This is a genomic window from bacterium (assembly GCA_022616075.1).
In the GTDB taxonomy this organism is placed as follows: Bacteria; Acidobacteriota; HRBIN11; order JAKEFK01; family JAKEFK01; genus JAKEFK01.
Genome location: JAKEFK010000129.1, coordinates 1 through 13,280, shown reverse-complemented (window position 1 = coordinate 13,280; position 13,280 = coordinate 1). Strand labels below are relative to the sequence as shown.

Here is a 13,280-nt window from a genome sequence, read left to right as displayed (position 1 = left end):
TCCACACCTTGATTCTGGATCAGTCTGCACGCAATGGAACTGTCCAGACCACCTGAAAGTAGGCCGATTGCTATGATTTTGCTCATAAATGACTCGGCTTCCGGAGGGCAGCCGTCCCTGGCCGCCTGGCGGGCACGGAGGCCCGCCCTCCGAGCGAACGATAAAGGTATTATAAATGAAATAGGAACGCAAATATTTACTACCATCAGGTACGGTGCTCGGATTTGCCCGCCATATGAAGGAGGGGATTAAGGTTCCCCCTTTATAACGGGGAGAAATAATGCACTACAAACTAAGATAGGGTTCACTAACCTCTAAGTTCATGCCTTCGAGCCTTCTCGACGGAAACATCCTGGCATCCGGGTTGCGAAGGGCTCCCGCTGGAGGAATCCATTCATGCTACAAACAGCGATTTTTAACAATCCGGAAAGGATTCAGCTCAGCGTTCTTTCGAATCTTGAGAAACGGACCCTTCTATGGCTCGCACAAAGAATGCCACGAAAAGTGAATTCCGATCACCTGACCACTCTCGGTTTTCTCGGAATGTTGCTGGCAGGAATCACTTACTGGATGGCCGGATGGAACAATTACGCATTGTTCCTGGTCATTCTCTTCCTGGCCGTGAACTGGTTCGGAGACAGTCTGGACGGTACACTGGCGCGCGTTCGAAATCAGCAGCGGCCGCGCTATGGTTTTTACGTTGATCATGTGATCGATGCATTTGGAATTCTGTTTCTGGTTGCGGGCCTCGCGCTTTCCGGCTACATGAGCCTTTGGGTCGCCGCTGGATTCCTGATTGCATATTACCTGCTATCCAATGAAATAGCGCTCGCGACCGTTTCGCTGGGAAAATTCCGCCTATCGTTCGGTTTATTTGGACCCACAGAACTACGCATCCTTCTAGCATCTGGAAATATTGTGCTTTTTTTTCATCCCGTGATTCATTTGTTCGGCCAGCAGTTCAAACTCTTTGACGTTGGCGGAGTGATCGGAATTGCAGCGTTACTGCTCATCGTTTTGCATTCTGCAATAAAAAACACGTTGACGCTGTACCGCGAAGAGCGAATATGAACCGGTGGTTCCGTTTCATTCTTGTGGGGGCGCTCGGATTAATCTTGCAACTTTCCTGCATTGCTTTCCTGCGTTCGATGGGCGCTCATTACCTGATCAGCACCGCAATCGCTGTTGAAGCTGCCGTTCTGCACAATTTCCTCTGGCACCATTCCTGGACATGGAAGGACAGGCAAGGCTCTTTCATCATCAGAATGCTCTCCTTTCATCTGACGAACGGCTTTATCTCGATTGTAGGCAATTTGCTGCTCATGCCTGTGTTTGTGGAATTGGCGCGCTTGCCAGTTCTTGCAGCGAACTTGAGTGCGATCACTCTCTGTTCGATTCTGAATTTTCTTGCAGCGGATCGTGTCGTGTTTGGTTTGTAGGCAGGCAAGATGCCTGCGGCCCCTAATGCAGGCTCGAAGCCTGCGCTTTTTATTTCGGGCAAAAGACCTGAAGCGAACGAGGATGAATCGAAAACTGTATCGGCAAGGAGCCTGCAAGCTCGCCATCTGCCTGCACCGCAACGCTTTCCGCTCCGGTAACAAGAAGTTCCTTTGCGCGAATCACTTTCACCGATGGAAGCTGTATATGTGTCCTTCGTAAGGCATGGAAAGCGTACTGAAACAATCTGGCCAAACCTGGATCCTGAAACAAACATAAGTAGAGATAGTCATCCGAGATGTCCGCGTCAGGCGTCAATACAAAATACGCGGCATAGTGACGCGCGTTGCAAATGACGGCAAAAACACAATCGGTATTTTGGCCATCAAATTGAACATGAAACTGTGGGAAACGGTAATTGACTGCGGTGTGTATTGCTGAGATTCCAAAAGCGAGCTTGCCAAACTTTCGCTTGATGGAAAGGTTTACATTCTGGATCACGGCAGAATCGAATCCCACGCCAACCATCAGCAGAAAATAGCGGTCATTCGCCTGCCCGACCGATATCAAGCGACTGTTTCCGGTTCCAATCAGTTGAATTGCTTTAGGGACATTTTGAGGAATTCCCAGCTCCCGCACCATCAAATTCGCAGTACCACCCGGCAAAAATCCAAGCGGAATCCCTGTTCCAAACATTCCATTCACGACTTCGTTGATCGTTCCGTCGCCACCCCAGGTCACGATGAGGTCCGGCTTTTCTTGAATCATTTCGCGGACCTGAAGGATGACACTGCCATCCGCTTGCGTTGGACTCGGAACCATTTCAATGCTTTCTGCTGCGAAAAGGCGAATCACTTCTTGCACACGAATCGCGGTCTTAGCCCGCATTCCGGCAGATGGGTTGAAAACCAGATAGCCGCGTTTCATCTAAAATTGAACCGCCAAGGCGCCAAAACGCCAAGAAGAACAATGTATAAAATTTCTTATAGAGATCTTGGTGTCTTGGCGGTTAGACACTTTTTCGTTCAGGCGGCTTTGCCCGGCAAGGGAGGAATCGACACACCTGGACCGTAATGTTGAGCGGTTTGGCGGCTGTTGATCGCCCAAACTGTGAAGAAACAAAGCAGAACAAAAAACCAGCTTAGCCCGTAGCCAAGTAATCCCGGGATGTAATAGTCGATTGCTGCGACAAAAACATTCGCGAGCGCCAGTGGCAACAGGAATTTCCACGCAAAAGCCATCACCTGATCTATGCGGAAACGCGGGAAGGTGCCGCGCAACCAGATCAACACGAAGAAGACCGCCATGGATTTCATCATGAACCATAGCCAGGATGGTAAAACCGGTCCATTCCATCCACCCAGAAATAGAGTTACAGCCATTGCGGAAATTGCAAATGCGCTTAAAAACTCTGCCATCTGAAACAAAGCAAACTTCATCCCGCTGTATTCCGTGTGGTATCCGCCGACCAGTTCCGATTCTCCTTCCGGGGTGTCGAATGGCGTGCGATTCACTTCTGCAATTCCTGTAGTCATAAAAATAAGGAAGCCTAAAAATCCCCATGGATGCAGCACGTACCAGTGCATTCCAAACCAGCCCCCTTGGGCTTCCGCAATCATCCGCGTGGAAAGGGACCCGGCAAACATGATTACGGGAATTAAGGAAAGACCAAGAGGCACTTCGTAGGAAACAATTTGTGCCGCCGCGCGCATTCCGCCGAGTAACGAGTACTTACTTCGGCTGCTCCAGCCTCCCATAACCACGGCCATGGTTTCCAGAGCGGAAATGGATATGAAAAAGAAAATACCGATGTTCAAATCGACCGCCACCATGTTCCGTCCGAAGGGAATCACACCAAACATCATCAAAGCAGGAATCACGATCAAAACAGGGGCCATCACATGCAGAACGCGGTCCGCAGCGGAAGGAGTGATGTCTTCTTTCAGAATCATCTTGATTCCATCTGCGATCGGCTGAAGCAATCCCCACGGTCCCACGCGGTTCGGTCCCCAGCGGTCCTGAATGCGCGCAACAAGTTTTCGCTCGAGCCAGGTCAGATACATCATCAGTAACGGGGCAAAAAGCAGAATAGCAATCATGTTGATCAACATGGAAAGCAGATCCAGCAAGGAACCTGACAAAAAGCGCTCTGCGCCATGGAGAATCATTTCCTTCAACTTCACGAAAATTTGATCCAGCATCAGTACCACTCCAGATCCCGTTTCCGCCACACGTAAATCAGTCCAACAAATAAAATCAGTAAGAAAATTGCCATTTCAACGAACGCAAAAAAACCAAGCTTCTGAAACACAACAGCCCAGGGCAGAATCAAAACAACTTCCACATCAAACACGATAAAAACAAGTGCGTACAAGTAATACTGAATTTTGAACTGTATCCACGCATCTCCGACTTTCTCCATCCCGCATTCATATGGATCCAGCTTTCCCGTGGAAGGTTTCTTCGGACGAACGACGCGCGCGGCAACAAGAGGGAGCATCGCAAATACGGTTGCAATTAGAAAGAAGATTCCCAGAAATGTGTAATGCCAGGTATAGCCGCTCATTTATTTACGATCCCTTTCACCGCATTGAACCAGGCTTCGGCGGACTGAAAATTTTCTTCAGGTGTTCCTTCGATCTTCTGAGAGCGTAAAAAACGGTTCAAAAGATCCCGTTCCAAAATTCCATGCTTGATGAAATAGTCTTCTAATACTGTAACAATGCAACGCATATGCGTGGTTTTGTATTGAATGGAATGCATCAGAGCTTGAACGGAATTGTACATGGACATATACGCCGTGTTGACCTGTTCCAGGGCGTCCTTTTTGCCGGGGGCGTCTTTCAGCTGCTTTTCCGCTTTCTCAAGGTCCTTTGGTATGAGCTTCAATACATCCGGATCGTAGAAGAGATGAGGAGATTCGACCCAGTATCCAAGGTCGGAACTGCGCATCATTGCGGTTTTTCCTCTTTCTTGGCCGGCTCAGCAGCTGTTTCAGCAGGTTTCGTTTCCGGCTGCGCTGCAGGTGCAGCTGCGGGAGCTGGAGCAGGAGCACCGCCTGCCGCTGCAGTTGCGGCGGCTTTCGCAGCCTCCTCCGCTTTCTTCTTGGCTGCCACTGCGGCTGCAGCCTCCTTCGCCTTTTTCTTTTTTTCTTCTTCTTCTTTTACCGCTAATTCTTTCGCCCACGCACGCGGATGCGTCTGCGCATAATATTCGGTGGATACAAGCAAGTCCTGCATGTTATAGATGTGCGAATCTTTGCGTTCATAATTGCTCAGCTCGTAAATGTGGTCCATTTTGATTGCATCAAACGGGCAAAACTCCGAACAGAAACCGCAGTTCATGCAAACATCCATGTCTATGAAGAAATCATTCGCTTTAGGTTTTGGCTTCCCATCCTGAGCCTTTGCCTGAACGATCCAGATGCATTGCGGCGGACACACTTTTGCGCAAATGCCACAAGCAGTGCAACGGCAGTCGCCGGAATCTTCTTCATAGATCAGTACAGGCAACATCCGGAATCTTTCCGGCACCTTTAGTTTTTCTTCCGGATATTGAACCGTGAAGGAGCCGATTTCATCCGGTTGATTCCGGAAAGCAGGCTGGCGCTGTTTGTGTCCAAACCAATACTTGAAATCTTCAACGTACGTTTCGACGAAATGACGCGCCGTAATCGCCATCCCGGTCAAAATGTTCAAGCCGTACAATTTCATAATTTGAACCGCCAAGACGCCAAGGCGCCAAGAAAAAGTCCTACCTGTCTGTTTCTCCTAACACAATATCGATGCTGCCAAGGATTGCAACGACATCCGCTACCAGATGCCCCTTGCACATGTGTTCCAGTCCGGTCAGGTTGATGAAGCTGGGGGCTCGCACATGATATCTATAAGGATGAGCTTCTCCATCACTGACCACGTAGAAACCAAGTTCCCCTTTCGGGTTTTCCACTCTTCCGTAAGCTTCACCGGCCGGCACACGAATCTGCCAGCCTTTTTTGCCCGTGAAAATCTCGCCGGCGGGAAGTTGTTCCATTGCTTGCTTCAAAATCTTCACGGATTCACGCATTTCATCGATGCGCACCATGTACCGGTCGTAGATATCACCGTTTTGATAAACAACCACATTGAAATCAAACCGGTCATAAATCGAATACGGATTGTTCTTGCGCACATCGTAATTGACTCCGCCCGCGCGCAACAGCGGACCTGCGGCGCTGTATGCGATCGCATCGGCGCCTTTCAGCACGCCAACTCCCCTGCAGCGATTCACGAGAATTTCATTTTTGGTCAGGTACTTGTCCATTTCATCGATAGCGCGTGGCAGCCGATCCAGCACAATTTTCTTCGCAAGTGGGATGAATTCTTCGGGTAAATCTTCCGCAACTCCGCCGAAACGAAAGTAATTGCACATCATGCGGGAACCGGACGCCATTTCGAAGAGGTCGAGAATCAATTCCCGTTCTTCGATTGCGTACAACGCGGGTGTGAAAAAAGCGCCCAGATCGTTCAACAGAAAACCGATAGCCCAGAAATGATTCACGATACGGGTCAGCTCTGCCATGATGATGCGGATATATTCAGCGCGCTCCGGTGGTTTGATTCCGATCAATTTTTCGACCGCAAGCGAATAACCAAAATTATTTCCCATCGAGCAGATGTAATCGAGACGGTCCGTGAAGGGCATGTTCATGATGTACGTATTTCGCTCGGCAATCTTTTCATGATTGCGATGCAGATATCCCATAACCGGCTCGAGGCCTGCTACCCGCTCTCCTTCGATCAACAACTTCATGCGGAACACGCCATGAGTGCTGGGATGCTGAGGCCCCATGTTGATCAACAACTGATCAGGGCTCATTCTTTCGGTCGTCACCGCCCCGATGGGTGTGCCCAGATCATCACCCGTTGGCGTCCACTGATCCGGATTCCAACCCTTTGGATAGATCACATTGCGATGAAAAGGGACTCGCTCTTCGGCTCGCTGATGGTTTCCTTCACGCCAGCGGCTCGAAAAGATTTTTCCCGGTTCTTCATAGTAAGGTTCGAGGTAATCTTTTCGCAGCGGAAAACCCTCGAAACCTTCCCACAACAGAATCCTTTTCAAGCTGGGATGTCCGTCGAAACGGATTCCCATCATGTCCCAGACTTCCCGTTCCTGGAAATTTGCGCCGGACCAGAGAGACGTTAATGAGGGCACCGCAGGGTCCTCTTTCCGTGTTCTCACTTTCACGCCGAGTACTGGACCGCCTTTTGTCGTTGAGGCAAGATGATAAACGACTTCGTAAGAATCCGCGTAATCCACCGATGTGAGGTTTGCCAGATAATCGTAGCCGTGCGCTTCTTTCAGATGCTTGAAAACTTCTAATGAATTAGAAGGATTTACGACAAGGTTGTCTTTTTGAGCCTGAACAGCTGCTTCAGCTTTTAGAGCTTGATTGATACTTGCCGCCAGTTGTAGCGCGGGCGTCTCGCCTGCGGTGGTTTCCTCTATGGCAGGCGCCGGATGTACTTTGGGCAGCTTTTCGAATTTGCGTTCGTATTTTTCAGGATTGCGAAAAGCATCGCGAATCTCATCCATTTGTCTCGGGTCCACCAGATCAGGACCCAACAAAGGAACCGCCGCTGCCGCGGGAGATTCTTTAGAATACCACCGCGCATCCCGGATCGACTCCCCGTCAATTTTCTTTTGAAGAGCAATCAGTCCATCCAGAAGCGCCTGTGGAGTCGGGGGACATCCCGGAACATAAACATCAACAGGAACGAATTCATCAATGCCGCTGACCACGTTGTATCCTTCTTTAAACGGACCGCCGCCTGTAGAACATGCGCCCATGGAGATTACGTATTTGGGCTCCGGCATTTGATTGTACAAACGAACAATCATGGGAACCATTCGCTTCACAACCGTTCCGGAAACGATCATCAGATCCGCCTGGCGGGGTGTTGCGCGAAAGAGCTCCGCTCCAAAGCGAGCAATATCAAAACGGGAAGCGGCTGTGCAAATCATTTCAATCGCGCAGCAGGCAAGTCCGAACTGCAACGGCCACAAAGAGGAACGCCGGCCCCAGTTGACAACCTTGTCCAGCATATCGAGAAACTTGTCCCAGGTTGTAATGGAGATATGCCGCTTAACTTCTTGCTCTAAAACCTGTTCGTCAGTAAGTTGTTCCGACATATGAGAGATTAATATAGACGAAAAGAATCTCGGTCACAAGACACTGAAGGGAGTATTTCGGCGGTAGCGCGGGCGTCTCGCCTGCGAAACTGCGCAGACGGGACGTCCGCGCTACTCTGGCTAGATTTACTTAACGACTTTTGCTGCAAATGACGGAACCGATTCGTTCACAAGACTCTTTTCGATGATCTCCAGTTCTTCCGGAATCGGCTCTGAACCCTTTTTCGTGACCACCCCACGTGCTTCAAATGCTTCCCTTTCCCAGCGAAGCCAAACGGAATTGCAGAAGTCTAGGAAACAGCTCCGGTCTCCAAAAGCAACGCCATCACGCTTCAGCATGATGCCGTGTTTTTTTCCGCATATGTCGCAAACTTCTATTACAACTTCCATCTTTCTCCTCCCATCCTGGCCTTCAACACGAAGGCTCATTGTGGTTCTCACACATAATAATGAGAGGTTTGCAATCTTCTGCAAACTGGTACAAAAACGAATGTTTGTCATCGCTATGGTTACAAGGTTTGCTATCAAAAATATTTGACAACAAGAGACTAAGATCTTATATTTTCAATTGCAAAGTTCCGAAGCATGGTCAAAACGAGCCAAATTACTTGTTTTTAGTACTTTCGGACAGATATTCAACAGGAAAAGGAGGCAGGAATTATGAGTAAAATTATTGGGATTGATTTGGGAACCACAAACTCAGTGGTCGCCGTTATGGAAGGGGACCAGCCGGTGATCATCTCGAATCCGGAAGGGGGCAGAACGACTCCTTCTGTCGTGGCATTCACCAAATCAGGGGATCGTCTTGTCGGCCAGGTGGCAAAACGGCAGGCAATCACTAACCCCGAAAACACCGTCTATTCGATCAAGCGGTTCATGGGAAGGCGTCACGAGGAAGTCCCGGACGAAATCAAAATGGTTCCGTACAAAGTCGTGCAGGCGTCAACCGGAGACGCGCGCGTAGAGATTCTGGGTAAGAACTATTCGCCTCCTGAAATTTCGGCGTTGATTTTGCGCTATCTCAAGGAGGCAGCGGAAGCCTATCTGGGCCAAAAAGTAAGCAAAGCAGTCATCACAGTTCCGGCATACTTCAATGACAGTCAGAGACAGGCGACAAAAGATGCGGGGCAGATTGCCGGTCTCGAAGTCATGAGAATTGTTAATGAGCCAACTGCTGCCGCACTTGCCTACGGAATGGACAAACGAAAAGATCAAACTATCGCCGTCTACGATTTTGGTGGAGGAACGTTCGACATTTCGATTCTGGAAGTGGGCGAAGGAGTTGTCGAAGTAAAGGCCACCAATGGAGACACGCATCTTGGTGGTGACAACATCGACCAACGTATCATCGACTGGATCATTGAAGAGTACAGAAAAGATCAGGGAATCGATCTCAGCAAGGATCGTATGGCGCTGCAGCGTTTGAAGGAAGCTGCTGAAAAAGCAAAGATGGAACTTTCCACAACACTGGAAACGGAAATCAATCTTCCTTTTATTACAGCAGATGCGTCCGGTCCAAAACATCTTTTGATGAAATTGTCCCGCGCAAAATTGGAAACCTTGATGGAAGACATCCTTCAGCGAAGCGTAGGACCCTGCAAGCAGGCTCTTGCGGATGCAGGCTTAAAACCGAGCGATATTGATGAAGTGATTCTTGTTGGTGGATCCACGCGTATACCTAAAGTTCAACAAATTGTGAAAGAACTTTTCGCGCGGGATCCTCATCGCGGTGTGAATCCGGATGAAGTTGTGGCGATCGGAGCCGCTGTGCAGGCAGGAGTTTTGTCCGGTGATGTGAAAGACATTCTCTTGCTGGATGTCACTCCGTTGTCGCTTGGCATTGAAACTCTGGGACACGTCAGCACAAAACTGATTCCTCGGAACACGACGATTCCAACCCGTAAGAGTGAAATCTTTACGACTGCGGCTGATAGCCAGACCGAAGTGGAAATTCATGTCCTTCAGGGCGAACGGGAGATGGCATATGACAACCGGACACTCGGCCGATTTAATCTGGTCGGAATTCCAGCCGCCCCGCGCGGTGTTCCTCAAGTCGAAGTTACTTTCGACATTGATGCAAATGGAATCGTGAATGTTTCGGCGAAGGATCTTGGCACCGGAAAAGAACAGCGAATCACAATCACTTCTTCCAGCGGTTTGAATAAAGATGACGTAGACCGGATGGTAAAGGAAGCGGAATCACATGCAGAAGAAGACAAGAAGAAAAAAGAAGAGATTGAAATTCGGAATCGCGCGGATTCGATGATTTACAACACGGAAAAACTTTTGAAAGAGAACCGCGAGAAACTTCCCGAAGAGGAAGCAAAGAATATTGAGACTGCTATCGAAGCTTGCAAGAAAGCAGTGGAAACCGGAAACAAGGATGAGATTGAAACGAAACTGAACGAGTTAACGAAGGCCTCGCATAAGCTGGCCGAGGTGCTGTACAAGCAAACTGCAGGAGCGGGTCCGCAAGGTTCGCCTCAACCTGAAGAGCCGGGACCGCAAGCTCCTCCCGGCGCCGGTGGAGATGGTGGCGTGATCGATGCCGAATATGAAGATGTAAACAAGAACAAATAGTGCCAGCTGGAGCGCGGACTATGCGTCTACGCGTCGCGCGTCCACTAGGAAAAACTGATGGTAAAAGAAGATCTATATCAAATCCTTGGAGTGAACAAAAAAGCCACCACGGATGAGATCAAGAAAGCTTACAAGAAGCTTGCGAGAAAATACCATCCCGATGTAAATCCTGGCGACAAAAAGGCAGAAGATCAATTCAAAAGAATTTCCGGCGCCTATGCGATCCTTTCCGATCCCGCGAAACGCGCACAATACGATCAATACGGAACTCTATTTCCCGAAGGTCAGGCGCCACCGGGAGCGGGCCAGAATGCGAATTTTGACTTCCAGGGATTCGATTTTTCTAACCTGGGGGGCAGTTCTTTTGGCGATATCTTCTCGGATTTGTTCGGAGCTTTCCGCAGTGGTGGCTCCGGCCAGGGCGGAACGCGCAAGGGCAAGACTCAAAACTATGAACCCAGAGCCGAAAGAGGTCAGGACATACTTCACTCGATCAACATCAGTTTTCTGGATGCGATTCGCGGAATCTCGACAGAGATACACATGGACAGGCAGATTCCGTGCAGCACGTGTCGCGGTAGCGGCAATGCTCCAAACTCCACGCCGAGTGAGTGTGCGGAATGTCGCGGCACCGGCCAGGTGAATCGTTCGCGTGGTTACATGAAATTCTCTTCACTCTGCCCGGTTTGCGGCGGAAAAGGAGTGATTCAAACACCCTGTTCCGTTTGTAACGGCAGAGGAACCGTTCGAAAACCGGAAAATATCCGGGTGAACATTCCACCGGGTGTAGATAGCGGATCGAAAGTCCGCGTTGCGGGAAAAGGACATGGTGGAATCGCGGGAGGTCCGGATGGCGATCTGTATTTAATGGTAAACGTCGCTCCGCATCCTATATTCAAACGTGAGGGAGACAATGTGCATTTAACCGTGCCGGTTACGGTTTCAGAAGCCGCGCTCGGCAGCAAGATAGAAGTCCCAACAGTCGATGGTTCCGCAACAATGAAAATTCCGCCCGGCACTCAATCGGGACAAGTTTTTCGATTGAGAGAAAAGGGAGCGCCATCGCTTCGGGGAGGCGCTCGAGGGGATCAACTGGTTGAAGTCCGGCTCGTGTTACCGCCGGTTCGGGATGAAAGAAGCAAGGAGATTCTGCGGGAACTCGAACGATTGAATCCCATCAATCCAAGAGAAGACCTGCTCAGGTACCGGTCATGAGAAAAAAAGAAGAAACTTATTACGCAATCGGCGTTGTTGCCAAGATGTTTAATATTCATCAGCAAACGCTGCGCCTGTATGAGAGAGAAGGTCTGTTGAAGCCGGCACGTTCTCATGGCAACACACGCCTTTATTCAGAAAAAGACCTGGAACGGCTGGAGCTGATTCTCAATTTAAGCCGGGACATGGGAGTAAATCTTGCGGGGGTCGATATCATTTTGAATCTGCGGGAAAAGATCCAGGAAATGCAGCAGCAAATCAATGAGTTGGTCCGGTACCTCAAGACAGAACTGGAAAAAAATGTAGAGCAACCGCAGACCGGCGGTCCGGGACTCGTGAAGTCTCCCTCCGCGAATCTGGTACGGCTTTCGCAAATTATTGGAAAGTAATTAGGAGGAGATGTAAGTAATGCCGCCTTCAGATAAGAGGCCAAAACAGTCCAGCAGGGAGATGCGTCTTTATCTGAAGGAAATCTCAAAAATCCCGCTGCTCACTGCTGAGGAAGAAAAGGAGCTTGGAGCCCGCGTCAGGAAAGGAGATACGGCGGCGCTTCAGAAGCTCGTGGAATCGAATCTTCGCTTTGTGATCAAGATTTCAAAAAAATACCGGGGCTTCGGTTTGTCTTTTCTGGACTTAATCAATGAAGGCAATCTTGGTTTGATCGAAGCGGCGCGCCGTTTTGATCCGGAGCGAAATGTGCGATTCACATCTTACGCTGTCTGGTGGATCCGGCAGGCAATTTTGCATGCCTTGACCAGCATGGGACACCCGTTGCGTCTACCCGCCAAAATATCAAACACGATGTTTAGGATGGGAAAAACCATCACAAAAAAAACGGCGGAGTTGAATCGCCGGCCAACGATGGAGGAAATCGCCGCCGATATGGGGATGGATGAAAAGGAGCTGAGCTCCATGATTGAAGTGGCCGGAGGAGCAACATCCCTGAACCAGCCGCTGGATGAACAGGGTGAATTGGTTTTGGAAGACGTGCTGATGGATGGTTCTGTTTCGGTGGAAGAAGAGCTGGAATCGCAGTTCCTGAGCAAGCATGTGGCGGAAGCGATGGAGCGGCTCGATGAAAATGAACGAAAAATTCTCACTCTGAGGTTTGGTCTGGAGGATGGAGTCTCGCGCACTTTGAAGGAGATTGGCGACTCGATGGGACTGTCCCGTGAACGGATCCGGCAAATCGAGGCCAAGGCCCTCAACAAAATCCGGCACAGCCGGCGCGCCCGCACCCTCGCCAGCTACCTCAACTAGCCTGCTGCTATTGGCACTCTGGTCGAAGTAGGTCTCGGCCGCAAAGTAGAAGTTCCGGTTTCTTTCGCGCTAATGCGATTTTCCTTTCAGATACACAAATCGTTCACCGGAAACATTATCCGTTACGATTCGTTCGATACGGCCTCTGAGGCCGTCAGGAATCAAAGCGTTTTTTGAAAGAATTCCCCAGGTCAGATGATTTTCCTCTATAAAAAGCAATGATGGCTGTCTGAATACTCAGATTCTTGTCCTGTTGCTTTCGCGCTTCAAAGAAGCGATAGAACATTCCTGATTGTTTCATGATTCTGCTTCTGTACTTATCGGTTTCTTCAAAATAAATAGGCACTCCAAACAGCGGTATTCTAACGGGTCGCGCGCGAAACGTTGATTCAGGAATCTCATAGACATTTAGTTCGATTGCCTTCAAATAATCCGGCATGAAAATCAAATAATCATCTCCTAAGGAATGGGTCACGACATGTCTTTTTACCCAACTGCCTTCGAAGTCGGATCGCGTTTGCAAACTGAACCCGATCTTCGACTCGGGTTTCAAACTTCTGATCGTATTCAGATATTCTGTCGAATGCGATAATTCGGCTCTTAAGGAAGGTGTA

At 49.4% G+C, this 13,280-nt stretch carries 14 protein-coding genes and 1 pseudogene; 6 read left to right on the top strand and 9 right to left on the bottom strand.

Annotation, left to right across the window (positions count from 1 at the left end; genetic code table 11):
* The first annotated feature begins 396 nt into the window (after nt 1–396).
* Nucleotides 397–1,071, top strand: a complete 675-nt coding sequence (locus L0156_10520) for a CDP-alcohol phosphatidyltransferase family protein (protein ID MCI0603433.1) — start codon at nt 397–399, stop codon at nt 1,069–1,071.
* Nucleotides 1,068–1,439 (top strand): GtrA family protein, encoded by a 372-nt coding sequence (locus L0156_10515; protein MCI0603432.1) that lies wholly within the window; start codon nt 1,068–1,070, stop codon nt 1,437–1,439. The genes L0156_10520 and L0156_10515 overlap by 4 nt, the downstream gene beginning before the upstream one ends.
* A gap of 49 nt (nt 1,440–1,488) precedes the next feature.
* Here L0156_10515 and L0156_10510 read toward each other — a convergent pair whose 3' ends face one another.
* The 8 genes and pseudogenes from L0156_10510 to L0156_10475 all read right to left on the bottom strand — a co-directional run bounded on the left by L0156_10510 (nt 1,489) and on the right by L0156_10475 (nt 8,001).
* Nucleotides 1,489–2,364 carry a diacylglycerol kinase family lipid kinase gene (locus tag L0156_10510; GenBank protein ID MCI0603431.1) on the bottom strand — a complete coding sequence of 292 codons (876 nt, stop codon included), beginning with the start codon at nt 2,362–2,364 and terminating at the stop codon, nt 1,489–1,491.
* Between the two features lie 98 nt (nt 2,365–2,462).
* Nucleotides 2,463–3,638 carry an NADH-quinone oxidoreductase subunit NuoH gene (nuoH, locus tag L0156_10505; protein MCI0603430.1) on the bottom strand — a complete coding sequence of 392 codons (1,176 nt, stop codon included), beginning with the start codon at nt 3,636–3,638 and terminating at the stop codon, nt 2,463–2,465.
* Nucleotides 3,638–4,003, bottom strand: a complete 366-nt coding sequence (gene ndhC, locus L0156_10500; protein MCI0603429.1) for an NADH-quinone oxidoreductase subunit A — start codon at nt 4,001–4,003, stop codon at nt 3,638–3,640. Before ndhC ends, nuoH begins: the two co-directional genes overlap by 1 nt.
* A complete protein-coding gene (locus tag L0156_10495) occupies nt 4,000–4,392 on the bottom strand; it encodes a hypothetical protein (GenBank protein MCI0603428.1) in 393 nt (130 codons plus the stop codon). The genes ndhC and L0156_10495 overlap by 4 nt, the downstream gene beginning before the upstream one ends.
* Complete coding sequence (locus L0156_10490; protein ID MCI0603427.1) at nt 4,389–5,150, bottom strand: 4Fe-4S binding protein; 762 nt, start codon at nt 5,148–5,150, stop codon at nt 4,389–4,391. Before L0156_10490 ends, L0156_10495 begins: the two co-directional genes overlap by 4 nt.
* 40 nt (nt 5,151–5,190) lie before the next feature.
* Nucleotides 5,191–6,294, bottom strand: coding sequence for an NADH-quinone oxidoreductase subunit D (locus tag L0156_10485; protein ID MCI0603426.1), 1,104 nt, complete (start codon nt 6,292–6,294; stop codon nt 5,191–5,193).
* A gap of 249 nt (nt 6,295–6,543) precedes the next feature.
* Nucleotides 6,544–7,524 (bottom strand): annotated as a pseudogene (nuoB, locus tag L0156_10480) (NADH-quinone oxidoreductase subunit NuoB).
* Between the two features lie 213 nt (nt 7,525–7,737).
* On the bottom strand, nt 7,738–8,001 hold the full coding sequence (locus tag L0156_10475) for a hypothetical protein (GenBank protein MCI0603425.1): 264 nt from the start codon (nt 7,999–8,001) through the stop codon (nt 7,738–7,740).
* 270 nt (nt 8,002–8,271) lie between these two features.
* Here L0156_10475 and dnaK point away from each other — a divergent pair, with 270 nt between their 5' ends.
* The 4 genes from dnaK to L0156_10455 are packed head-to-tail and all read left to right on the top strand — an operon-like array spanning nt 8,272 to nt 12,666.
* Complete coding sequence (dnaK, locus tag L0156_10470; protein ID MCI0603424.1) at nt 8,272–10,191, top strand: molecular chaperone DnaK; 1,920 nt, start codon at nt 8,272–8,274, stop codon at nt 10,189–10,191.
* A 57-nt stretch (nt 10,192–10,248) separates the two neighbouring features.
* Nucleotides 10,249–11,406 (top strand): molecular chaperone DnaJ, encoded by a 1,158-nt coding sequence (gene dnaJ / locus L0156_10465; protein ID MCI0603423.1) that lies wholly within the window; start codon nt 10,249–10,251, stop codon nt 11,404–11,406.
* Entirely contained in the window at nt 11,403–11,795 is a 393-nt protein-coding gene (locus tag L0156_10460) for a helix-turn-helix transcriptional regulator (protein ID MCI0603422.1), read from the top strand. The genes dnaJ and L0156_10460 overlap by 4 nt, the downstream gene beginning before the upstream one ends.
* A gap of 19 nt (nt 11,796–11,814) precedes the next feature.
* Nucleotides 11,815–12,666 carry an RNA polymerase sigma factor RpoD/SigA gene (locus L0156_10455; GenBank protein MCI0603421.1) on the top strand — a complete coding sequence of 284 codons (852 nt, stop codon included), beginning with the start codon at nt 11,815–11,817 and terminating at the stop codon, nt 12,664–12,666.
* A 154-nt stretch (nt 12,667–12,820) separates the two neighbouring features.
* Here L0156_10455 and L0156_10450 read toward each other — a convergent pair.
* The coding region (locus L0156_10450) for a hypothetical protein (GenBank protein ID MCI0603420.1) at nt 12,821–13,280 on the bottom strand (460 nt) is incomplete at its 5' end.